Source organism: Pseudoalteromonas sp. UBA6610, from assembly GCF_002433295.1.
Lineage (GTDB): Bacteria > Pseudomonadota > Gammaproteobacteria > Enterobacterales > Alteromonadaceae > Pseudoalteromonas > Pseudoalteromonas atlantica.
In genome coordinates this window covers 1-23,340 of record NZ_DJHW01000010.1, presented here as the reverse complement: position 1 = coordinate 23,340, position 23,340 = coordinate 1, and the positions used below count along the sequence as shown (strand labels likewise).

The window sequence follows — 23,340 nt, the reverse complement described above, 5'->3', positions numbered from 1 at the left end:
TATGTGTTAGCAACGTCTCACGTGTTAACACGCCTGTTTCATCAACAAGGTCCTAGCCAAAAGGTAACGGTTATTTTAAGTACCGTGGCTATACTAGCGCATATGCTGCTGTTGGTTAATTCGGTGTTTCGCTCCGACGGGCAAGATTTAAGCATTGTTAATGTTGCACTGCTGACCTGCTGGGTTATTGTGGTGTCGGTGACTGCGGTGTCGTTAAAGTTCCCTGCTACATTGCTGTTACCGGTTGTCTATGGCTTTGCAGCCCTACTTACCATTGCAAGTTTGTTTATACCGCACCATATTTTATTACAAAGCTTTAATATTGAAATAGGCCTTATCACACATATATCGCTATCACTGTTAGCATATTGCGTGTTAATTATTGCCACTTTATACGGCGTGCAGTTTTACTTTATTGATAAACGCTTAAAACGTAAAGATTTAGCAATTGTGCATAGCCATTTGCCACCATTAATGGTGGTAGAACGTCAGCTCTATCAACTATTAAACTTAGGTACGGTGTTACTTACCTTTGCCTTATTAACAGGGTTTGTGTTTTTAGATGGGATGTTTGCAAAAGAATTTATCCATAAAACCATTTTATCGCTTGTCGCATGGGTTATTTTTGTCACTGTTGCGCTTGGGCACATGAAAAAAGGCTGGCGTGGTAAACCTGTGGTTATTACCATCATGGTCGCTGCATTTATCCTCACACTTGCTTATTTTGGCAGCCGTTTTATACAAGAAGTGGTGTTAAATAAGTTTTAACTTGACTCTGTCAACTCACTCTAGCTTAATACGCATTGGTTTATAAAAAAAGGATCCATCGTTGGACGACATATCGACAAGTACCTTGTTTATCATTTTAGGTTTATTGGTGCTTTTTTCTGCTTATTTCTCGGGATCAGAAACCGGGATCATGTCAATTAATCGTATACGCTTGCGCCACCTTGCAAAAGAGGAACATCGCGCAGCTAAACGAGTCAGTAAATTACTTAGCCGTCCTGATAGACTCATAGGCCTAATATTAATTGGTAACAACCTTGTAAATATCGCTGCTGCCCAGGTGGCTACTATTATTGGTATTCGTTTATACGGTGATTTAGGTATTGGTATTGCAACCGGTGTGTTAACGCTAGTGGTACTAATATTTGCAGAAGTAACCCCTAAAACGCTTGCTGCGTTGTACCCTGAAAAAGTAGCCTTTCCAAGCTCTATTATTCTAAAAGGGTTACTCAAAATACTATTCCCATTTGTGGTTGTTGTTAACTGGATGACCAACGGTATTTTACGTCTATTTGGTATCAGCTCAGCACAAATAGATGAGCACAGCATGAGTAAAGAAGAGCTTAAAACAGTGGTGAATGAGTCAGGCGCATTACTGCCAGCTCGTCACCAAAGCATGCTGACTTCTATTTTAGACTTAGAGCAAGTGACCGTTGAAGATATTATGATCCCTCGTAACGAAATAGTGGCGATTGATATTAACGACGATTGGAAGCTCATTAGCCGCCAATTAACTCATGCTCAGCACACCCGTGTATTACTTTATCGCGACAATATTGATGACGCGGTAGGTTTTATCCATTCGCGTGACGCTCTTCGTCTTTTAACCAAAGAGCAATTTGATAAACCGTCATTATTGCGTGCTGTACGTGAGATTTACTTTATTCCTGAGGGGACGTCCCTAAATACCCAGCTATTAAAGTTCCAGCAATCAAAAGAGCGTATTGGTATAGTGGTTGATGAATATGGCGACATACAAGGTCTCGTAACCCTTGAGGATATTCTTGAAGAAGTGGTTGGCGATTTTACTACCACGCAAACACGTACGCCAAGTGAAGAAGTGACCACACAAAGCGATGGCTCTTACCTTGTTGATGGCGGCGCTAACGTGCGCGACTTAAACAAAGAGATGGGCTGGGAGTTTCCTCTTGATGGCCCTAAAACACTCAGCGGTTTAATTGTGGAATACCTAGAAGATATTCCAGATGCTAATTTAAGCCTTAAAATAGCCGGCTACCCTGTTGAGGTGTTAGAGGTAAAAGAGAATATGATCAAACAGGTAAAAATTAAGCCAAATCAACGTAAGTTGTAAGTTTAAATAATGCATTAAAAAAAGGAGCCATGGCTCCTTTTTTTGCTTTTAAGGTATGTAGTTAGCCAAAAAGCAGTCGCTCAAACCAGCCTTTATCAAGCTCCTCTTCACAACGTTTAAGCTGCGCACCATAACGACTTGCGCGGTGTTTTACTTTATTAGCCACACTCATTAGCCACTTTTTCTTTTTATAGGTACCGCGTTTATAACCGCCCCACCCTTCGTGATAATTTAAGTATTGGGCATAAGCATCCCATTTAGAGATACCATTTACTTTATGTGTTTTATAAACAAACCATGCCATAAAGTCGATTGCATCGTCAAAATCATCTCTATCAGCCCCACTGTTACCCGTTTCACGAATATAGTCAGACCAAGTTGGAGTTTTTGCTTGTGAGTACCCGTAAGCATCACTGGCACGCCCAGTTGGAATTATCCATAAAAAATACTCCATGGGTGGTGCGGCATCATGACGAAACGAACTTTCTTGGTACATCATGCTCATAAGAACATGTTTAGGTGAGCCCCATTTTTCTTGTGCATCTTTTGCATCAAAGTACCAGTCTGACTTTTCTTCAAAAATTTTACAAAGATCATTAGGTTGCTTTGGCGGCGCAGTGGCACACCCAGCTAAAGAGAGGGCAAAAGATAAAATAATTGCATTTTTTTTCATTTTTATAAGATCTCACTGAACTTTTTAAAAAAGCGTGGGTCTGAGTATATGAATGCAGCAGTATAGCATTGTTTCATCCCTGAAGAATATTTACGCAGCCACCTTGGGCTGCGTTTTTTTTGCTTAAAAAAACTTAAGCGGGTGCTTTGGCATTAAAATATTCATCTAAAAAATCAGTAAAGCTTAGCGTGTCGGCGCGCTCTATTTCTTCTCGCGCTTTATCCGAGAGAACAACTTGTTGCTCTAGCCATTCTTTAGAAAACACATTGTAGTTGGCTTGCGCATGGCTTTGCTTATATTTATTAGCCAATTGAATAGCAAATAAACCGTTATCTATACCCGCACTTTCTAGCTCGCGCACATAACGCCCTGAAAAAGTCAGCGCTGGGTTATCAACCCAAGTAGCCATTTGTGCGATGGTTTCGCTGTAATAGGTTACTCCATACGCCTTATCCATATGCTCAGCGACTTCACTTAGTTGGTCAAAAATTTCTCTCCCCCAACTTTGTAACGTACGCTGTTGGTTGTTGTCGTTAAGCATAACACCTAACTGACGCCCCTGATTAACCACTGTATCTAAATTCTCAGTGCTGCGGGCTTGCTCTTTCCACTGCATTTCTGGAGAGTCTTTTAACAAACAATACGTTAAAAACACATCTAAAAAATGAATTTGCTCTATATCAATGCCGGTTTCACTAAACGGGTTTACATCCAGCGCTCTAATTTCAACATATTCAATGCCTGCTCTTAATAATGCATCCGTTGGTTTTTCACCACTTTTAGCATTACGTTTAGGGCGGATGGGCGAATAAAATTCGTTTTCGATTTGAAGAATATTTTTATTAAGCTGCCTAGGTGTTGCTGTGGTGTAGTCATCAATATCGCCGTATAAGTCAGAAGGCGTGTTGATTGCTTTTTTAAGTCCCGCAACGTACTCATCAAGCGAGTTATACATTACGCGTAATGAAGATTGCGCACTGTTGGTGTAACCTAAATCACCCAAGCGTAGCGCGGTTCCTACTTCTAAATAAAGTGTGCCTTTACCTAGCTTTTTAAACGGTAGGTCAGTTTTGCGCCCTTGTAAAAAAGAATTACATAATGCAGGTGAGGCACCAAACAAGTAACTAATTAACCAAAGCTCGCGTTTGAAATTACGAATAAGCGCTAAATAACCATCCGAAATAAATGCTTCTAGGCTTTGCTCACTTTGCTTTAAGGTGTGTAAAGATTGCCAAAGTGTTTCTGGAAAAGAAATATTAAAATGAACACCCGCAATCGCTTGCATCATACTACCGTAACGGTTTTTTAATCCTTCACGGTATAGGGTTTTCATACGCGCAGTATTTGAGTTACCAAATTGGGCCAGTACGATGTCATCTTGATCTTCAATAAAGCATGGCATACTGATGGGCCATAAAAGCTCATCACCCATGTGCTCAAGTGTAAACTTTTGCAGGTCTTTTAGTTGCGCTAAGGTTTCTGTCGCTGATTCACTAACAGGGGTAATAAATTCAAGTAGTGACTCTGAAAAGTCGGTAGTAATATGTCCGTTTGTTAATGCACTACCTACGCCTTTAGGATGTCCTAAAGTGGAAATGGCTCCATTACCTTTAATACGCAACGACTCTCGCTCAATACCACGTTTGATCCCTTTAATTGCGTGCTGATGCGGTGTTGCTGATAACGCGTTTAGCGCGCTAGATAAATCATGTATAGTCAAAAAATGCTTCCTCGGCCACGTGGCTTAATCTTAGGGTTATGGGGGCTAATTGCCCATACTCAAGATTAAATTGTTAAGAACAATATAATTTTTCAAAATTTTTAGCTATTTACCCTGTTGAGCATGCGCTTGATACAATAAGCATCAACCAGCAAGCTAATCTTGCCACTGCTCACGCTAATATACAATCGCTTTGCTAGGGCGTGTTGGCCTTTGTGAATTGAAATTTGTTTGAACTAAGGGCGATTCAATCGCAGCGCGATATTTGTAACCTAATGGGCTCGATAACTGCCCTGCGTTATTCTTATGACTTACATCCATGTAAGAATAAGTAAAAACCGAACAAAGCTTTCGCTTCCTGCTCTTACCCCTTGCCTAAAAACCAAACACACTGCTGTAAATTCAGCCACCAAAAACCCTCACGCCCCAAACATAAAGACCCTGAATTAATAGATTTCAATTCATAAGCTTTAACATTTTAAACGCAGTATTTGATATAGATCATAAAAAGTCGCAATTTTGATGACAATTTTATTTAGCGCAGCGCCTTTACTTCACCTCCTTTTGTTTACCCAATACAATGACAAGTTAATTAAAAAGGATGGTTAAAACTAACATGCGTCATAATCAAAGCTTAATAAATGAAGAGGTTCACTTTAGTGATGCTCAGCAATTGGTATCCACGACCGATTTACGAGGAGTCATTACGTATGCAAATAAGGCATTTTGCGATGTAGCAGGGTTTAGTGCCCAAGAGCTCGTTGGTAAAAATCATAATATTGTGCGCCACCCAGATATGCCCAAAGCAGCATTTAAAGAAATGTGGAGTACGCTAAAAAGCGGCCACTCATGGCGCGCCATAGTAAAAAATAGATGTAAAGATGGGCGCTATTACTGGGTTGATGCATTTGTAACCCCTATTTTTGAAGGTGATCAGTTAGTTGGCTATCAATCTGTACGTACAAAACCAGATAAAAAACATGTTTTAACAGCCCATAAACTATACGAAAAATTACATAGCGGTAAAGCCGCTTTTAATTTTAAAGAACGCACACACTTGCGCCAAATGCTTACGTTAACCATTGTATTTAGCTGGCTAATAATGAGTGGGTTTGCCTTTTCAACCATAGCAGCGGTTATCAACGTATTAATTTGCGTGCTTATTTTGGCCTTAAATTATCAAGAGCTTGTGGCAACCCCTGCTAAATTAAACACCTATAAACAGCATTCTGACTCTATCTCGCGCTATGTTTTTTGCGATAACTCACCGCTAAGTGTGAGTGACTATAAAGAGCAAATGTTACTTGCTAAGCTCAGAACTGTATTGGGGCGCGTAAAAGATGCTACCTATGCCTTTAATAACATTGCTGAAAACCTAGATGATAAATCGACGCTCACCGAAAAAGGCATCGAGGCGCAAAGCACACAGCTTACACAAATCGCCACTGCTATGGCGCAAATGACCGCCACTATTGGTGAGATTTCGAATAGTACAACAACTACCGCCGACAAAGTTAATTCTACTCAGCACAGCTGCGCGGATATAAAACAACATATTGCTGATAACAAAAAAATGGTATCTGAGCTGGCAACTCACGTAGATCATGCAGCCAATACGGCTAATAACCTCGCGCAGGAAGCAGATAAAATAGGCCAAGTAATGAATGAGATAGAAGGTATTGCAGAGCAAACCAATTTACTAGCGCTTAATGCTGCAATAGAAGCCGCAAGAGCAGCCGAGCATGGCCGTGGTTTTGCCGTAGTTGCCGATGAAGTACGTGCCCTTTCTTCTCGGACGCAAAGTGCTACGGGGCAAATTCACAGCTCGATTAAAGATATACAAGATACATTAGTTAATTGGTCAAAGGTAATGCAAAGTACAAAACTACAAGCCGAGGGCTGCGTACAAACAACCGAGCAAACACACCAGGAGCTCGATAGTATATTCAATCAAATTAGTGAAATAGCATTACTTACAAACAGTATATCGACGGCTGCAGAGGAGCAGCAGATGGTGAGCCATGATATTGCTAATAATGTAGATAATATAAAGGAGGTGAGTAACGAAAACTTAGCTTTAAGTTATGACGTTGCTAAAGATGCCGCAGAATTAGTTGCCGGCTCTCAAAAAGTAAACAACCTACTTTATACATTTAAAGTATAAAGCAAGGCAATAAGCCGCCTGCTTGGCGGCTTATTGTGCGTCTGTATTAGCGTTTTGAAAAAATCAGGCCCTGCTCGTTTGCATCTATCACGACAATATCGCCAGGGTTATACTCCCCCCCTAATAGCTGCTGAGCCAGTGGGTTTTCAATTGTTTGCTGAATAGCTCGTTTTAATGGCCGAGCACCGTAAACAGGATCGAACCCGCTAGAGGCAATTTTTTCAAGCGCCGCATCACTGATCTCTAATAGATAGCCCATTTCTGTTAAACGCTCACGCAATTTAACAAGCTGAATATCGGCAATTTCTTTAATATGCTCATTGGCAAGTGGATGAAATACGACGGTTTCATCAATACGGTTTATAAATTCTGGCCTAAATTCATTAACGAGCACATTCATAACTTTGCTCTTAAGCGTTGCGTAGTCGTTTGTACCCGCTTGCTCTTGAATAATATCTGAGCCTAAATTTGAGGTCATAATAATAACCGTATTTTTAAAATCAACCGTACGCCCTTGCCCATCAGTAAGGCGGCCATCATCGAGTACTTGCAATAAAATATTAAATACATCGGGATGCGCTTTTTCTATTTCATCAAGCAAAATTACAGAATAAGGCTTACGGCGAACGGCTTCGGTTAAATAACCGCCTTCTTCATAACCAACATAACCGGGAGGCGCGCCCACTAAACGTGCTACAGCGTGTTTTTCCATAAACTCTGACATGTCGATACGCACCATGGCATCTTCTGTATCAAACATAAAACCTGCAAGCGCTTTAGTAAGCTCTGTTTTACCCACCCCAGTTGGTCCTAAAAATAAAAATGACCCTATTGGTCGATTAGGATCGGCAAGCCCCGCACGAGAGCGTCGTATCGCATTCGCGACCGCAACAACTGCTTCGTCCTGCCCTATCACTTTACTGTGAAGTTGCTCTTCCATTTTTAACAGTTTTTCTCGCTCACCTTGCAGCATTCGCGATACTGGGATCCCGGTCCAACGAGAAAGTATTTCTGCAATTTCGTCTTCGCCTACTTGGTTTTTTAGTAAGCTCATTTCTTGCATTTCAGCTTGCGAGGCTAAATCAAGTTTTCGCTCAAGCTCTGGAATTCTTCCGTATTGCAGCTCCGACATACGCTGTAAATCGCTTGCTCGACGGGCAACCTCTAAATCAAGGCGCGCTTGTTCAAGCTCAGCTTTAATTACTTGCGTGCCTTGTAACGAGGCTTTTTCTGCATTCCATACTTCATCAAGCTCTCGGTATTGCGCTTCTAAGTCGGTGATGAGCTGCTGCATTTCGCTGCGCCGCTTTTGGCTTGCATCGTCTTTTTCTTTAGCTAAAGCGTTATCTTCAAGTTTTAATTGAATAATACGGCGCTCAAGCTTATCTAAAGACTCAGGCTTTGAATCTATTTGTAAACGAATTGACGACCCAGCCTCGTCAATTAAATCAATAGCTTTATCTGGTAATTGTCGGTCACTAATATAACGGTGAGATAAATGCGCAGCGGCGACAATTGCCGGGTCGGTAATATCCACCGAGTGATGTAACTCGTAGCGCTCTTTTAAGCCACGTAAAATGGCAATGGTGTCTTCAACTGAGGGCTCTTCAACCAATACTTTTTGAAAACGACGCTCAAGTGCGGCATCTTTTTCTATGTATTGGCGGTATTCATCAAGCGTAGTGGCGCCCACACAGTGTAGCTCTCCTCTAGCAAGCGCTGGCTTTAACATATTGCCAGCATCCATAGCGCCGTCGGTTTTACCTGCGCCCACCATAGTGTGAATTTCATCAATAAATAAAATCACTTGGCCTTCTTCTTTAGCCAGCTCGTTGAGCACCGATTTTAAACGCTCTTCAAATTCACCGCGATATTTAGCACCCGCCACCAGCGCGCCTAAATCTAGCGATAAAACACGCTTACTTTTTAGGCCCTCTGGCACTTCGCCATTTATAATGCGCTGTGCTAACCCCTCAGCAATGGCCGTTTTACCTACCCCTGGCTCACCAATAAGCACGGGGTTATTTTTAGTACGGCGCTGCAAAACTTGAATCGTGCGACGAATTTCGTCATCTCGCCCAATAACGGGGTCGAGCTTACCTTGCTCTGCGCGCTCGGTTAAATCAATGGTGTATTTTTCAAGTGCTTGTCGGGTTTCTTCGGCGTTAGGGTCATCGACCTTTTGGCCACCGCGAATTGCTTTTATGGCACTTTCTATTTTAGTTGCAGTGATATTTAGCGCTCTAAAAATATCACCTAAAGGGCCTTTGTCGTCACAGGCCGCTAATACAAATAATTCGCTCGAAATATACTTATCTTTTCGCTTTTGCGCATATTTATCACATAAGTTAATAAGCGAAGCCATATTATTAGAAAGCTGTACGTCGCCCCCTACTCCTTCGACTTTAAACAGCTTTTCTATTTCTTGAGAAAGCTTGGTGTTGAGCTCATCCGCACTCACGCCTGCTTGTGCAAGCAAGGCGCGCACGCTAGAGCCATTTTGCTGTAAAAGCGCATACATTAAATGTACGGGTTCAATAAATTGATGATCGCGCCCTAATGCTAGCGACTGAGCATCTGAAAGCGCAGATTGAAATTTACTTGTGAATCTATCTAAACGCATGAGGGTTTACCTATTTAATAAACTAATTGCTTAATAAATGGGTATGTTAATAGAATTGTTCAAGGTGTTAAGAAGAATATTGTGGGGAAATAGTGTTTTATTTGCGCCAGATCAAACTTGCCATACGCCCTGTTTTACCTTCTCGCCGATAAGAGAAAAACAATGATGGCTGAGAAACAGTACAATAATCGCCTCCGCTAATATTAATAACGCCTAATTGCTCAAGCTCAATGCGAGCGATTAGGTAAATATCGCACAAGTATTTATTATTACTTTGTAATTTAAACGCCTCTTTAAACAACGGGGATTTTGCGATAAATCGCGTAGCAACCTCGGCGCCCACTTCAAATTGCTCAGCACCGATAGCAGGCCCAAGCCACGCATATATTTGCTTACTAGGCGCGCTAAAACAGGCAAGCGTATTTTTTATGATCCCTTTTTCAAGGCCGCGCCAACCACCATGCACTGCTGCAACTTCATGGCCATCATGACTTGCAAACAGAATAGGCAGGCAATCTGCACTCATAATAGCAAGAGGCTGATTTTTAACTTTGGTATACAACGCATCAGCACTGTGTAATGTTTGAAAATTAAAATCTGCATCAACACAGAGCACATCGGCGCTATGCACTTGATTAAGCCACAGTGGCGGGTTTGGCAGGGATTGCTCAACCAAAGCACGGTTTTTTAGCACGTGCTCTGGATCATCATCAACATGTAGGCCTAAATTTAAGCTATTAAAAGGCGGCTTTGACACGCCGCCTTCTCGGGTGGTACTGAGCGTACCTACCGAGGTTAAATTAGGCCAAGATGCTGACAAAAAAACCATTAATACTCTATGTTAGGGTTAGCTTTGGTATCTTCTCTAAGCACCTGAGTCATTGCCACCATGTCATCTGGAATAGGCGCTTGCCAGGTCATCATTTCGCCCGTAATAGGGTGCGCAATACTCAATTTTACTGCGTGTAAGGCTTGGCGATTAAATGTACGTAACATTTCAAACAGCTCTGGCGTAGCACCTTTAGGTGGGCGCGGACGGCCGCCGTAGGCTCTATCACCAATTAACGGGTGGTTTATATACGCCATATGAACACGAATTTGGTGTGTACGGCCGGTTTCTAGACGAAGGCGTAAACGTGTATGAGCACGGAATTTTTCAGCAACACGGTAATGTGTAATGGCAGGCTTACCCATTTCGTGAACTGCCATGTGTGTACGCTGCGTTGGGTGACGGCCAATCGGCTTTTCAACCATGCCACCTGCGGTCATAGTACCATTACATAAAGCTTCGTATTCACGCGTAAAGTTTTCGCGTTTTTGCAGTGCTTTAACTAAGTGTGTTTGCGCCTGGATAGTTTTAGCCACCACCATTAAGCCTGTGGTGTCTTTATCTAGACGGTGCACAATACCAGCACGCGGTACGTTAATAATATCCGGAAAATGATGCAGCAATGCATTTAGCACTGTGCCATCTGGGTTACCTGCACCTGGGTGAACGACTAGGCCCATAGGTTTGTTGATAACCAAAATATCATCATCTTCATAAACAATGTTTAATTTGATATCTTGTGCTTCGTATTCGCGTGGTGCTTCAATGCTGGTTTCAACATTTACAACTTCACCACCGAGTAGTTTTTCTCGTGGTGTGTTATAGATTTCACCGTCAACGGTGATTTTATCATCCAATATCCATGTTTTTATACGTGAACGTGAATAATCAGGGAACAATTGCGCTAATACTTGGTCTAGACGTTTACCACCTAACTCGGTAGGAACCTCGGCTTGAAGTGAAATTTGTTCTGACATTAGTAACTTTACCCAATTTACCAGTGCAAGCTGTGCCTGACTGGGTTAGAATCGCTTTTAATAAAAGCATAATATAATACGCATAGTTTACTCGGTTTTACCGCCGTGGCCTAGCCGAAGACATCGAAGGTAACAAATAAAATGATAAATAAAATAGGGAAACGTGCATTCGCCATTGTTTTTTCAGCTTCTGTACTTACTTTAGGGGCCTGTTCTTCTGCGCCTGACCAAGAAGATATCCAACGCGTTCCTAACAAATCTGCACACGCTTTGTATGAAGATGCAAAACAAACACTCGACTCAGGTTTATACGCCCGAGCAATTGAGCTATTAACCGCTATTGATTCACGCTACCCATTTGGCCCTTTCTCAAAGCAAGTACAAATGGATTTAGTGTATGCCCATTACCAATCAGGTAATACAGAGCAAGCATTAGCGACCATTGACCGCTTTATTCGTTTAAACCCAAACCACAAAGATTTAGATTACATGTACTACATGCGTGGCTTGGTTAACATTAAAGCAGATAAAAATGCCTTCCAAGAGTATTTTGGCATAGACAGAGCTGACCGCGATGCAAACCGTACACGTGTTGCATTTACCGATTTATCAACGCTTGTAAAACGCTTTCCAAAGAGTGATTACGCACCAGAGGCTAAACGTCGCTTAGTGTGGCTTTTAAACCGCATGGCGCGTTACGAGCTAAAAGTGGCTAATTACTACTACGAACGTGAAGCTTACCTAGCGGCCGCTAATCGTGGTAAGTACGTTGTTGAGCATTACTCGCAAAGCAGCTATTTAGAGCCTGCACTTGAGATGATGGAAAAAAGCTACGAAAAGCTTGGTCTGACAGATTTAAGTGAGCACGCAAGACTAACGCGTGAATACAATGAATCTAACAAATAAGAATGGCAGAGGTTTTTATTTAAACCTATGTTGATTGTTTAAAAGCCCTCACTGAGGGCTTTTTTATTGCCTAAAAATAAGGCTAGTTGATGCCTGTGGCGCTTTTTAACACTTAGCGATTAGCCTTCGTACAACACTAAATATATCAATAGCAATTGCACTACACGATTGTATAGCGCTTGTTACAAAAAGATTCGCTGTTGATCTAAGTTTTGCTTTTTACAGGTGAAAAAAAAGGTAAGCCTAAGCTTACCTTTTAATTAACTCATTGCGGGTTATTAAAGCTCAAAGTCTTTTTTGAATTTTAAACCAAACTCGCTACGGTCATTACTGCGCATTACACCAACAAAACCTGACTGCTGTAAACGGCCTACATCGTAAACCTCATTTAATACGTTTTCACCGTATAAGGTTACTTCCATATCGCCATAAGGGTTAGTGTAAGAAATATTAAAACCAACTAATTCACGCGAATCAATAGTCTCGCTTTCATTGTAAACCGACTGGCCTTGCATTTCGCTTCTGAAAGAGTAGTTAGCGTTAAATGCAACGGTTGCACCGCTGTCTAAATCCATAAAGTAAGAAGGGGCAATCATTACAGTCCAACGTGGTGTTAATGCTGGTGAATCACCTTTACCAATACCTTGTACGCCTGCATCTACTTCTGTAATTTCAGAATCTAAGTAACCTACAGAGCTGCGAATTGTGAAATCGTCTGTAATGGCAACGGTAGTTTCAAGCTCAATACCTTGCGCTTTAGACTCACCTGCATTTTCAACAATCGTTACAAAACCACCGCCTGCAGTAGGGTCAGAAAATGGTAAAGCAAGGTCAGTGTAATCAGTTACAAATACAGCCAACATCATAGATACATTTTCATGTACTTGGCCTTTTAAGCCCATTTCGTAGTTAATTGCTTTAGTTTCATCAAACGATACAAACTGATCGGGGCCGCCAAATGGACGTGGAGGGAAACCGCCTGTTTGGTACCCTTTTTGAATTTGACCATAAACATTCATGTTATTGCTGATTTGATATGATGCGTTTACATCCCATGTTACAGCGTCAAACTCTGCACTTACGTATTTACGTTCAGCAAATGTTGGGAAAATCGCATCTGCATCTTTCTCATCTTTTGAGTAACGAAGGCCACCACCAATACTTAAATCATCTGTTAAATCGTAACTTGTATTAAAATATACAGCGTATGAATTTGTTTCTTGGTTAATTTCAAAATCGCCATAGCCACCAAATGAAGGTGTAACACCATCGTTTAATAAACCATTAGGTGTATTGAATGGGCTAAATACAAATGGACCTGAACGTGTAAAGCCATCTTCATTAAAGAAGTAAAGGCCTGATACAAAGTCCATATTGTCGTAAGTCGCATTTAGTTGAATTTCAAACGAGTATTGGTCTGCACCACCCTCTTCTGGGAACTCAGATAAGTTAAGAGGTGACGCATCATCATCAAGTCCACCTTCGTATTCAGAAGTACGGTAACTTGAAATAAATTTAGCCGTGTACGTATCATCAATTGCCCAATCAGCAGTAAATGACGTACCCCACCCTGAGTAAGACGTAGATTCAATACCAGCAACGGTAGTGCCTAAATCATCTGGGTCAGATGGGATCATATCCTGTGTTAATAAAGGAAAGTCACCATTAAATACATCATTTGCATCAAGCGGCTCAGTTAGCTCAATAGTGTAAGGCGATTGACCCGACTCGTTATCAACACCGTCAAGTGAAAAAGTAAACGCTAAATCGCTATTGGCTTGCCATTTAAGGGCTACGCGACCGCTAAACTCTTCTTCTTCACCAATTTCTTTTTCTGGGTTAGCTAAATTGACAGCTTCACCCACACCATCGCGCGTTTTGTATGATGCACTTGCAGACATACTTACTTCATCTGTTAGCGAGTTATTAAAGTATACATCGCCAGCAATACGTCCGCGGCTACCAATTTTAGCTGTAGTTGAAACAATCCCTTCATCACCTGGTTGCTTAGTAATTACATTTACTGCGCCACCTAAGGTATTACGACCATATAATGTACCTTGTGGTCCACGTAGAACTTCAACACGCTCTACATTTGGTAACGATAAGTTTGACCCCATTTGACGGCCTAAGTAAACACCATCTAAATAAACACCTACACCCGGATCGGTTGTAATTATGTGATCTTGTAGACCAATACCACGAATAAACACAGAGGCATGCGCCGCATTACCTACACCGTAGCGAGTGATATTTAAGTTTGGAACGTATTTACCAATATCTTCTAGGTTACTCATATTGGCTTTATCAATTAGGTTAGCACCAATTGATGTGATAGCGGTTGGAGATTCAAACAAGCTCTCTGTACGTTTACGAGCTGTAACTTCGATTTTTTCAAACGCGTCTTGTTTTGCTGTTGTTTTAGCTTCTTCAGCATTTACTGAGGTAGTTAATGCAGCGACAATTGCGAGGCTTAACTGTGAGAGTTTGCGTAGTTTCAAAATATTCTCCAAAGGATACCGTATAATTTAGTTATGCGAACTTATTGGCTTGGGTAATAAGTTTTGGGCATAAAAAAAGACGCCTAATAGCATCTTTCCTCTGGAAGGGCATTATATTACATATTTGTGAAGAAATGTATAAAAATTTTCATTTAATAAACATATAGGTACAAATCAATTATAATTTTTGATTATTGTTGGATAACCTAAACAAAAAAATGGGCCTTCTACTAAAAAGTAATCACGTTATCCACACTTTAATTTTTTATGTTTACATATAAGGGAAACATTATTCCATAAAGCACATTAATCACAGCTTCGTATAGCTTATCGAACTATGCACTATGATTGATATTAACTAAAAATAGCAATATAGTATTACTATTGCATCTACGGACAGAAATTATGGATATTAAAAATACTCCAATACGCTATATAAAGTGCTTTAATAGTCCAGACTATACTTCACTTTTCTGTGTGGCAGCTAACTACAACATTTTATTGGTTAATTACCAAGCACTTAATGTAATCACAACTTATGAACTTATCAATAAGTTTATGCAAGATAACGGTTATAAAAGCTTAGTTATTTTTGATGTTCCAAAAAATAGTGACGTATTAGCTTTAAAAGAATGGCCTAATTTAAAGGGACTTTTTTACGAAAGTTCAGATGACTCACTTTTTCAACAAGGCCTTGAAGCTATTGAACAAGGTAAGCTCTGGTTTCCCCGTGATGTGACAGACAGCTGGATGAGACAAATGTTAGCCAGTGAACAGCAAACCACCCTGCAATCAAGTAACCTTACTTGTAAAGAAATTAAAGTATTAAACTTGCTTTTCTCCGGTCTACACTCCACCGCTATTGCAGATAGCTTATTTATAAGTGAAGCCACTGTCAGAGTGCATTTACATAAAATTTATCAAAAAATATCTGTAAAAAACAAACAACAAGCATTGCTGTGGTGCCAAAAAAACTTAAGTAAAGTCAATAATTGAGTGGGCTTATTTGAAAACGAATAACATCTGAATACTCTCCAGCGGCTTGACGTGTGAAGTCCTCCAATTGAATGCTAAGCGGAATGTAAAACTCAGTCTGGCCAGAATACGAAAAGTTTAGACTTGAAGCTTTTACTAAGTTAATTTCTTCTGAGCCTAACTGCAATGTATAGCTAATACCATATTTATTACTAAAAATAGAGTGTAATAAACGACTTTTATTCTCTGAGGTTACATTAAGTTGAACATCCGTATTAGTCACTATTTGTAAGCTAGGTAACATGGTGTATTTTTCTGCTGGCCTCAACTCCCCTAAAAAAACAGTGTTAGAAAAAGTGTTATAGCCTAATAAAGATAAGCTTGTGCGGGGTTGAATATTTGTTTCTATTTCAATTTCTACTTCATCAAGACTTTGCTTGTTCTCATCATAGAGTTTCAACTGAAGTCTATCTGTATAGTATCCAGATTTTACAGGGGTCCCTGCAGGGATCACTAACCTGATATCTACTGAATTATTGTTAAGTTTAACTTGGTTGTTGGTTTTGCTTAACAACTGATTTTCTAAACGAATTTGGTAATTAATAAATTGAGAATTACCTTTAAGAGCCCCTTGGTTTTGCGAAGAAAGACTAAAATACAAGGTACAATCCGTCGTATTTATTGTATCTACTCGAATTGTTTTCTCTGCATCGTTTTGTGATTTTACGTGATAAAAAGATAAGTCATCAAACAAATACGCTATTTCACCAATACTCGCATCGCACTGAGCATTAACTCTATTTGCTATAGATAGTAAGACTATACTTATTGCTAAATACACAATTTTAATGTACATAAATAACCCCTTTTCTTTGAAGTTGCTCTGCATCACGAACTTCTATTGAAAATGTAGTTTTATCTTTATTTTGTAAAGTTACCTTATAATGACATGGAGCAAGCCCTGTTATTGCAAAACGACCTCGCTTGTTCGTAAAAAAGGTATACTCTTTGCTCGTTACTTTATTTGGGCAAATAGCCTTTCCAACCATTAAAGCTAAGGGTGACTCGTCTCGACTACGAAGAGTCGCAATAACAGAAATATTTGCTGCAGTGCCAATTATTGCTTTGTGCCCAGTTTTGTATTTTGGGTAAAAGCTAAGCATTCCAGAACCGATATCATAACCTGGAGCTAGATCATCAATATCTACAGGAATGTTGATATTGTCATATGAGCTCAAATCATTAAGTAATATGGTTTTGAAATCTCTATTATCAGCTCTATAGTCATTTTCAACTCGGCCTAATGTAATCACTTTATTTTCTAAACTTTTGTGGGTGTTAACCAAAGCAAAGCTATCGTATATAGGCTTTCCAAATGCCCATGCATCATCTGCAAAGGCTATGCTAGATGAGAGGCTTACACGACTTTGATGATAAGCAGAACGAGCATTTAAATCTTTATAAAAACTTGCATGTTCAAGGTTAGCAGCAAAACGGTTTGCGTTATATTGCATGTTTAAATCAAAGATAGTTTTATTTAATTCATTGCTCTCTAAGCCAGCTCGAAAGTTCAGAGCACCGACAAAACGCTGATTACTGTCTTGAGTAAATTCTAGTCTCGTTTTATCACGCCTAGACTGGTGGGATAGTTTAACTCTATGCTGATTATTAAATTTATAGGTAAATGATAAATTTATACCCCACTCTCGCTCACCTTTTAACTCATCCCATTGCGCCCCTGCAGTATATCTCCACTGACTATTTACCAAGTCGCCTGAGAAATTGACTCCCAGCGATTTATCAAATTGAACACTTTGATGATCTCGGGAAATATTTGTAAAAAAAGAGGCTAACGTTCTATCGTTAACATAATAACTATAACTCGCCTGTGCATAGTGTTCTCTATAGCGGTTATTAAACGTATCTTGAGACCTAAAACCTAAAGCTGTAAAGTCTTTTGAACTGTATTCATAACCGAGCGTTAGCTCACTTCCTAAGTTGCTTATATTATAGCTACTATAAACAGTACGGTAAGCGTATCCTTGGCGTTCCGCGAAGCTAAATGCGCCCTCAAATGCCAGTTGCCCTATTTGAGCTGCATAGATTTGTTTAAAGCCAATTTGTTGCGCGTATTTATCTCCCTGCGCTGTAACTCCTGCAGTCCAACTTGGGGTCAGGCCATAATCCAGATAGGCACTGAGGAAGGGAGAATCTGGTTCATACTCGAGTTTATCGCCAGCTTCAGCAGGAACGCCTAAGTGAATTTCATATTCAAGCTGCCCTTGTGCAAATAGATCTAAGCCAGTTGCAACATCAAAGTTTACATAGCGCACAACGCCAGCTATATCAGTAATTTTTAGAGAGATATTATTGCTGCCTTCGCTCAAAGGTATGTCATCTAAAGAATAAATACCCGCAACCAAATTAAGGCGCTGAATAATTCGTTCATCGACATATACCTCTACACTTGAAGGGCTTTGAAGAGTAAAGCTACGTGAAGCGGTTGGCCTTATGGGCCTGTCTGATAATAGAGAAAAGTCATGTGCTATTGAAAAACCTAACAAGCGAGAGGAGTTTTGGAAATAACCGCCTGAACTAAAGTTATCCCCTAGAGAAAGGCGCATGCCTAAGCTAGGTAGATCATGAATAAGCCTAGTTCCTTGCCGCTTAAAGTTTGATGAAGCAGGCTGCGATATTTTATTATATTCAAATTCATTTTCTAACACCCACCCTTGCCAACTCGCTACAATTTCTGAGCGTAATGCATATTGCTCTTGAACTTGCTGCTGTTCCTTATCATCTTGATGTACGTAGCTTGCATAAGCGTTAATAAAACCACTAGTGTTAGCTGGCTCGATAGCCTTTAACTTTTTCCTTCGTTTTTGCGCACTTAATTTTTGTGGGCGAGTTAACTCTACGGGAACAACAACGTCCAAACTAAAATCGCTCATATCAAACTCAACGCTAAAACCCAGTTCCCTTAATGAAGTTACCGCTAAAGTATTGTCTTTTAATACCTTAAATAGTTCTCTCTCTTTTTCTTCAAGTAAAATTTCGCTAAGGTGTGGCTCTAACTCGTTCCACTGTAAAAAAAGTGCATCATCTTTATCGACTTTAAGTGAGACTTGACCTATTGGACTTTTATTTAATTGAACTGACACATTAAGTTCAATTGTCCTGCTAGAAGGGTTTATTTGTGCTAACACGCTAAGTGGTAAAAAAAATATAGCGAAGAGGAACACTGCTGTAGTTTTCATTGCACCAGATCTAAACTTAAATGCCCTACCTCACGGCTCTCAATATTTTCAGGTAGCTTAACTTTTATGGTCTGTGTGGCATAAGGCGCAAAAAAAACATCGTACCCCTTCTCCAATAAAGCTTGTTTTTCAAAAGTAGTTACAACGGACTTATTTGTAGTTACTTTAATTTTATAGTCACTGAGCCGCGCAGCCCCTTCTCCTTCATTTTTGATTTGGGCTAAAAGCTCCCCACTTTCTATTTTAGAAGTCAGTATTTTTAAGTTAGGTGAATATATATCCCTGTCTACATGAACAACTAAATTTACATTCATTAATATTTTAAGTTGCGAGGTATCACTACCAATATTAGAAGCCAAAGGCTGCTCAACTAAACTTACTTGATAACTTTTATCATATTTCGGAAAACTCTCAGCAACCCACCTAAATTGAATTTTCTGACCTTGCCCCTCTTGTAAAAATAAAGAGGGAGGAAAGACCCATAATGGAGAATCTTCCAACTTTTTTAACGATGGGCTAGATTCAGAAAAATTAATTTCAAACACTTCAATATCAAATGCAATCTCTCTAGGTAATTGATTGTAAATAAAACTAGAAGGTATTTTTGAGGGTTTATCCGGTGATAATGTGATCACCATAGGTGTTACTTCCAGAGCCTCTACCGAAATAGAAATACTACATATTAGTATCATTAAACATCGGGAGAACCACTGAACACAAAACATTAGAATATAACCTCTAACTCACTATCAGCAGCTTGAAACTCTTTTGGTATTGAAATTGAAATATTGCTTTTTGAATTTGGAAGTAAAATCTTACCTGATAGGGCTCTACTTAGATCCATTCCTTCTAAAATTAACACTTTACCCTTAGATTTAATATTCCACTGAGCTTTAGAAAGGCGTACATATTTATTTCCATGGTTTTCTAGCAACACACCCCATTGATTTTCTGCTAACTGCTTTTTGTCTTTGATTATTAGTTTTGCTTCAGCGTTATCTGGCACAACATTAAATAGCGTTCGAAAACTGAGTGACATACCAACCCCAGACTGCGCATTATCGTTCAAATCAACCGACACTTGTTCTACGGTAATTCGATAAGATTTGGAGTGTTCAATAATAGGTTCGCCAATATATCTAACAATAACCGACTGGCTATTTCCTGGTGGGATAATTGTTGTCATAGGAATAATCAAGAAATCTTCTTCATTTATCTCTAAAGACTCAACACCAGTATCACTTATATTCATATTAAATGCTGAAACATCAATAGTTAATGGTTTATCAGATGGGTTTGTAATTCGAAGTGTTTGCTGTGACTGACTCCCCTGCGAGCTGAGATCGGCTACCATGGGTATCACCTGAAAGGCACTGACTGAAAAAGAAAGCAAACAAAATATAAAGATAAATAAAACATGCATAGAATTCCCTCCTAAATAAAGGCAGTGCATAGTCACTGCCTTTTTATTTAACTTTAGTTTGCTGTAACAGTTAGCATTAGAGTATCAGCATAAGTACCTGCGTATACCGGTGTCTCAATTACTTCTAAGTCAATCATTCCTGCAACGCCCGACGTTGCTAATGTATTGTTGCCGCCATTACTTTGAGAAACGCTTTGATCATTGATGCCATTATCAGCTGTCAAAGTAAAGTCATATGCGCCTGCTGTTAAGCGAGCGGTGTACCCTATCCCTCTGTCTTCATGATCAGCGTTTTGAAGATGACCCTCAGAAGTGGTTAAAGTAAGTGTTGCACCATCCACATCATTACATTTCAAATCAAAGTTAACGCTTGTTGTATCCCCCATTGCAAGAGTTGGAAAGTAGTGATTTGTTGCAATATTACTTACTTCACATACGGATGCGACTGCACCGCCTACGTTTAAGTTATCTGCTAGTGCTGAACCAGATGAGATTGCTGCGATTGCTGAAATTACGATTAATTTTTTCATTGTTATATTCCTTATCCATGTGACATATAGTTTGTTTTGTTAAATAAATGTGCGTTTAAAGCACGCCACCCGATACTACTGATGGTGTCATTTCTATGCGGATCACATCCTGGTAGCTTCCTGCATATATCAAGGGGTCATCTAGAGTTAACTGAATTTCAGCAATGCTATCAAATAAGATATCATCAATATTAAAGCTATATGTCGATTTGGTTGCCTGTGCCGATACAGACACACTTTTGTTGGCACCTTCCAATGACCAGTTAATATTATATGAACTTACTCTACTGCTTTGCTCATGACTTAAACCACCATTAAGAGACTGCATTGATATTCTCATTGGCGAATTACAGTTAATCTCTAATGTTGTATTAGCAACGCCACTAGAAGAAAACTCTAGGTTATTATTTTGTGAGGTAAATTCACACACCGGAGAAATATGCCCCACCAATGTAATACTTACTTCATCGTTACTGTATGCATTGGATGCAAAGCAACATAATACTAACCATGCAAGCCTCTTCATCACTGTCACTTCCTTTGAACTACCTTGCTAATACAGTGGTAATGTTAAGCTAAAATTCAGGTTTAGAAAGTTGTTATTTGATTACAAAACAAAAGGTAAGACTAAATACACTGTAGCTAAGCATACCATTTGGTATAAACATTTAAGTGACTAGTAACCGATAAAGGTAGCCTCTTTATTATTATCACTCTCTTAAAGTCCGCTTTAGCGCTATGTTTAATGTTTATAAACATGCAAAACATAAGTTGAATAAAATATAAACAACCAATTAAACAGCAATTACTATTTTATAAATTATTAGATGAACAACTTTAATAAATTTAAATAATTTTTAACTTTAATTAAATCAACAACTTTGATTACAAAAAACTCAAAATTAACAATTGTAAACTTTAATATAAACTAAATGCTGACTTCTTTTTTAGTAACTAGCTAAAATTATTAGATAAAAATTAAAATCACTTCTATAATCCCCATGAAATCAACATCTAAATAACAAATAGGAAATACATATGAAAAAGCTATCTGTAGCAGTAGCAATATGTGCCGCACTTGCATCTAGTTACACGAGTGCTGAAGTTCGTATAAATGGCTTTGCATCTATAGTGGGTGGCAAAAGTCTAGACAGTGATCAAACTTTATACGGATATGATGACGATATCTCATTTAAAAATGAGAGTGTATTTGCATTACAACTATCTGCCGATCTTCAGGAAAAGCTCAGCGCAACAGCGCAAATTGTGGCTCGCGGCGAGAATGACTTTGATGCAGATTTTGAGTGGGCGTATTTAACTTATGAGTTTAGTGACGAAGTACAACTCAGCGCTGGTAAAATGCGTGCGCCATTTTACAAATACTCTGACTTTCTAGATGTAGGTTACACTTACCGCTGGGTTCGCCCTCCTCAATCGGTTTACAATTTACCATTTTCTACTTACGAAGGGTTGAGCTTACTATATACATCACAAATCGGTGATTGGGACTCAAGTCTTCAAGTCATATATGGTAGCTTTGAAGATAATATCGCAGTAGTGTCGGTCAATGGTGAAACTGAGCTTAATGATATCGCTGGTCTTAACTGGTCACTTAGTTACGATTGGTTTAGCGCACGTGTTGCCTATTTTGTGGCAGAGACCACCATTGACATTGAAAATGATACTGATGCTGGTATCGCCCTTAATGGCCTAGAGGCAACTCTTCGCAGCTCGGGTTTCACTGATCAAGCAGATAGCATTGCTGTAGATGAAGACGATGGAGCATTTTTCGCACTTGGCTTTTCAATTGACTACAACAATATTTTATTTGATGCAGAGTATACTCAGTTTGAAGTCGATAACAGCGCTTTAGCTGAGCAGACTCAATACTATACCTCTCTAGGCTATCGTATGGATGAGTGGCTTGTTCACGTTACCTATGAAAACAACGACGATAAACACGATAACAACCGTTATGATTCACTTACAGCTGTGCCGCAATTAAATGCAGGTATAAATTCAGCATTAGAAGGCTCTAAAGCAAAAAGTAATGTTTACACCATCGGCGCCCGTTATGACTTCCACCCGTCAGCTGCATTTAAAATCGACTTTAGTCGCTTAGATGACGACATAACAAACATTGAAACTGATGTAGTAGCTGTCGGCGTTGACTTAGTATTCTAATTGGAGCGAAATATGAAAAAATTAATCCTAGCCTGTGTACTGTCGGTATGTGCGTTTAGCGCCTATGCTGAAGTTGCGGTAATAGTAAACCCTGGCAATGCAAGTGCACTTGATGGCGATACTATTAAAAAGATTTACCTAGGAAAAGCAAAGTCATTTGCTAACGGTAATAAAGTGAACCCAGCCACTCAAAATGGTACCGCTGTTGCTGATGAATTCAATTCTAAAGTAGTTGGTAAATCAAGTAGCCAATTAAATGCCTATTGGTCAAAACTTGTTTTTACCGGTAAAGGTACACCACCAGAGAAATTTGATTCTGACCAAGCTGTTATTGATTTTGTTGCTAGTAATGGCGACTCAATTGGTTACATAGACAGCAGTAAGGCAACAGATAAAGTTAAGGTAGTTGCTACGTTTTAAGCGCGGTAGCTAGATATAAAAAACCACCGATTAGGTTAATGCCAGTCAGTTAAGCTGACT

19 protein-coding genes are annotated in these 23,340 nt (G+C 39.6%); 7 read left to right on the top strand and 12 right to left on the bottom strand.

The features are described from left to right. On the top strand, positions 1 to 768 hold a 768-nt coding region (locus B4F91_RS01245; RefSeq protein WP_288635332.1), incomplete at its 5' end, for a cytochrome C assembly family protein. A gap of 61 nt (positions 769 to 829) precedes the next feature. Continuing rightward, the gene (locus B4F91_RS01240; RefSeq protein WP_004587330.1) at positions 830 to 2,098 is read left to right on the top strand and encodes an HlyC/CorC family transporter; all 1,269 of its coding nucleotides are present in this window, start codon (positions 830 to 832) and stop codon (positions 2,096 to 2,098) included. 61 nt (positions 2,099 to 2,159) lie between these two features. Here the strand turns inward: B4F91_RS01240 and B4F91_RS01235 are convergent, their stop codons facing one another. Continuing rightward, on the bottom strand, positions 2,160 to 2,771 hold the full coding sequence (locus B4F91_RS01235) for a transglycosylase SLT domain-containing protein (protein ID WP_024031857.1): 612 nt from the start codon (positions 2,769 to 2,771) through the stop codon (positions 2,160 to 2,162). A 133-nt stretch (positions 2,772 to 2,904) separates the two neighbouring features. Next, positions 2,905 to 4,491, bottom strand: a complete 1,587-nt coding sequence (gshA, locus tag B4F91_RS01230) for a glutamate--cysteine ligase (protein WP_286938559.1) — start codon at positions 4,489 to 4,491, stop codon at positions 2,905 to 2,907. A gap of 616 nt (positions 4,492 to 5,107) precedes the next feature. On the opposite strand from gshA, the gene B4F91_RS01225 reads away from it, so the two are divergent. Continuing rightward, positions 5,108 to 6,655: a methyl-accepting chemotaxis protein gene (locus B4F91_RS01225; protein WP_286938560.1), complete on the top strand. Its 1,548-nt coding sequence runs from the start codon at positions 5,108 to 5,110 to the stop codon at positions 6,653 to 6,655. 46 nt (positions 6,656 to 6,701) lie between these two features. Here the strand turns inward: B4F91_RS01225 and clpB are convergent, their stop codons facing one another. From clpB to rluD, 3 genes are all read right to left on the bottom strand, one after another. Beyond that, entirely contained in the window at positions 6,702 to 9,278 is a 2,577-nt protein-coding gene (gene clpB / locus B4F91_RS01220; protein ID WP_004587334.1) for an ATP-dependent chaperone ClpB, read from the bottom strand. Between the two features lie 97 nt (positions 9,279 to 9,375). Beyond that, entirely contained in the window at positions 9,376 to 10,107 is a 732-nt protein-coding gene (pgeF, locus tag B4F91_RS01215; protein WP_286938561.1) for a peptidoglycan editing factor PgeF, read from the bottom strand. Next, on the bottom strand, positions 10,107 to 11,084 hold the full coding sequence (rluD, locus tag B4F91_RS01210) for a 23S rRNA pseudouridine(1911/1915/1917) synthase RluD (RefSeq protein ID WP_004587336.1): 978 nt from the start codon (positions 11,082 to 11,084) through the stop codon (positions 10,107 to 10,109). Before rluD ends, pgeF begins: the two co-directional genes overlap by 1 nt. 141 nt (positions 11,085 to 11,225) lie before the next feature. On the opposite strand from rluD, the gene B4F91_RS01205 reads away from it, so the two are divergent. Further along, positions 11,226 to 11,990, top strand: a complete 765-nt coding sequence (locus tag B4F91_RS01205) for an outer membrane protein assembly factor BamD (protein WP_024031852.1) — start codon at positions 11,226 to 11,228, stop codon at positions 11,988 to 11,990. A gap of 278 nt (positions 11,991 to 12,268) precedes the next feature. Here B4F91_RS01205 and B4F91_RS01200 read toward each other — a convergent pair whose 3' ends face one another. Continuing rightward, complete coding sequence (locus B4F91_RS01200; RefSeq protein WP_029773462.1) at positions 12,269 to 14,491, bottom strand: TonB-dependent receptor; 2,223 nt, start codon at positions 14,489 to 14,491, stop codon at positions 12,269 to 12,271. 405 nt (positions 14,492 to 14,896) lie between these two features. Here B4F91_RS01200 and B4F91_RS01195 point away from each other — a divergent pair, with 405 nt between their 5' ends. Beyond that, a complete protein-coding gene (locus B4F91_RS01195) occupies positions 14,897 to 15,487 on the top strand; it encodes a LuxR C-terminal-related transcriptional regulator (RefSeq protein ID WP_096042048.1) in 591 nt (196 codons plus the stop codon). Here B4F91_RS01195 and B4F91_RS01190 read toward each other — a convergent pair. From B4F91_RS01190 to B4F91_RS01165, 6 genes are all read right to left on the bottom strand, one after another. Continuing rightward, positions 15,477 to 16,322 (bottom strand): hypothetical protein, encoded by an 846-nt coding sequence (locus B4F91_RS01190; protein WP_096042049.1) that lies wholly within the window; start codon positions 16,320 to 16,322, stop codon positions 15,477 to 15,479. The two genes, B4F91_RS01195 and B4F91_RS01190, sit on opposite strands and share 11 nt — an antisense overlap. Next, a complete protein-coding gene (locus B4F91_RS01185; RefSeq protein ID WP_096042050.1) occupies positions 16,312 to 18,723 on the bottom strand; it encodes a fimbria/pilus outer membrane usher protein in 2,412 nt (803 codons plus the stop codon). Before B4F91_RS01185 ends, B4F91_RS01190 begins: the two co-directional genes overlap by 11 nt. Further along, positions 18,720 to 19,361, bottom strand: coding sequence for a hypothetical protein (locus tag B4F91_RS01180; RefSeq protein WP_167381747.1), 642 nt, complete (start codon positions 19,359 to 19,361; stop codon positions 18,720 to 18,722). The genes B4F91_RS01185 and B4F91_RS01180 overlap by 4 nt, the downstream gene beginning before the upstream one ends. Positions 19,362 to 19,447: 86 nt before the next feature. Continuing rightward, positions 19,448 to 20,146 carry a molecular chaperone gene (locus B4F91_RS01175; protein WP_054982169.1) on the bottom strand — a complete coding sequence of 233 codons (699 nt, stop codon included), beginning with the start codon at positions 20,144 to 20,146 and terminating at the stop codon, positions 19,448 to 19,450. 53 nt (positions 20,147 to 20,199) lie between these two features. Beyond that, complete coding sequence (locus tag B4F91_RS01170) at positions 20,200 to 20,676, bottom strand: hypothetical protein (RefSeq protein WP_029773456.1); 477 nt, start codon at positions 20,674 to 20,676, stop codon at positions 20,200 to 20,202. Between the two features lie 55 nt (positions 20,677 to 20,731). Further along, positions 20,732 to 21,202, bottom strand: a complete 471-nt coding sequence (locus B4F91_RS01165) for a hypothetical protein (protein ID WP_029773455.1) — start codon at positions 21,200 to 21,202, stop codon at positions 20,732 to 20,734. 512 nt (positions 21,203 to 21,714) lie between these two features. Here B4F91_RS01165 and B4F91_RS01160 point away from each other — a divergent pair. Together B4F91_RS01160 and B4F91_RS01155 are read left to right on the top strand one after the other, a co-directional pair. Next, complete coding sequence (locus B4F91_RS01160) at positions 21,715 to 22,860, top strand: porin (protein ID WP_029773454.1); 1,146 nt, start codon at positions 21,715 to 21,717, stop codon at positions 22,858 to 22,860. Between the two features lie 12 nt (positions 22,861 to 22,872). After that, positions 22,873 to 23,280 (top strand): phosphate ABC transporter substrate-binding protein, encoded by a 408-nt coding sequence (locus B4F91_RS01155; RefSeq protein WP_286938562.1) that lies wholly within the window; start codon positions 22,873 to 22,875, stop codon positions 23,278 to 23,280. Positions 23,281 to 23,340: the final 60 nt, after the last annotated feature.

Bases quoted from the DNA above. Each gene is read 5' to 3' on its own strand.
- B4F91_RS01235 (WP_024031857.1), bottom strand. From the start codon at position 2,771: ATGAAAAAAAATGCAATTATTTTATCTTTTGCCCTCTCTTTAGCTGGG.
- B4F91_RS01225 (WP_286938560.1), top strand. From the start codon at position 5,108: ATGCGTCATAATCAAAGCTTAATAAATGAAGAGGTTCACTTTAGTGAT.
- clpB (WP_004587334.1), bottom strand. From the start codon at position 9,278: ATGCGTTTAGATAGATTCACAAGTAAATTTCAATCTGCGCTTTCAGAT.
- pgeF (WP_286938561.1), bottom strand. From the start codon at position 10,107: ATGGTTTTTTTGTCAGCATCTTGGCCTAATTTAACCTCGGTAGGTACG.
- rluD (WP_004587336.1), bottom strand. From the start codon at position 11,084: ATGTCAGAACAAATTTCACTTCAAGCCGAGGTTCCTACCGAGTTAGGT.
- B4F91_RS01205 (WP_024031852.1), top strand. From the start codon at position 11,226: ATGATAAATAAAATAGGGAAACGTGCATTCGCCATTGTTTTTTCAGCT.
- B4F91_RS01195 (WP_096042048.1), top strand. From the start codon at position 14,897: ATGGATATTAAAAATACTCCAATACGCTATATAAAGTGCTTTAATAGT.
- B4F91_RS01190 (WP_096042049.1), bottom strand. From the start codon at position 16,322: ATGTACATTAAAATTGTGTATTTAGCAATAAGTATAGTCTTACTATCT.
- B4F91_RS01185 (WP_096042050.1), bottom strand. From the start codon at position 18,723: ATGAAAACTACAGCAGTGTTCCTCTTCGCTATATTTTTTTTACCACTT.
- B4F91_RS01180 (WP_167381747.1), bottom strand. From the start codon at position 19,361: ATGGTGATCACATTATCACCGGATAAACCCTCAAAAATACCTTCTAGT.
- B4F91_RS01175 (WP_054982169.1), bottom strand. From the start codon at position 20,146: ATGCATGTTTTATTTATCTTTATATTTTGTTTGCTTTCTTTTTCAGTC.
- B4F91_RS01170 (WP_029773456.1), bottom strand. From the start codon at position 20,676: ATGAAAAAATTAATCGTAATTTCAGCAATCGCAGCAATCTCATCTGGT.
- B4F91_RS01165 (WP_029773455.1), bottom strand. From the start codon at position 21,202: ATGAAGAGGCTTGCATGGTTAGTATTATGTTGCTTTGCATCCAATGCA.
- B4F91_RS01160 (WP_029773454.1), top strand. From the start codon at position 21,715: ATGAAAAAGCTATCTGTAGCAGTAGCAATATGTGCCGCACTTGCATCT.
- B4F91_RS01155 (WP_286938562.1), top strand. From the start codon at position 22,873: ATGAAAAAATTAATCCTAGCCTGTGTACTGTCGGTATGTGCGTTTAGC.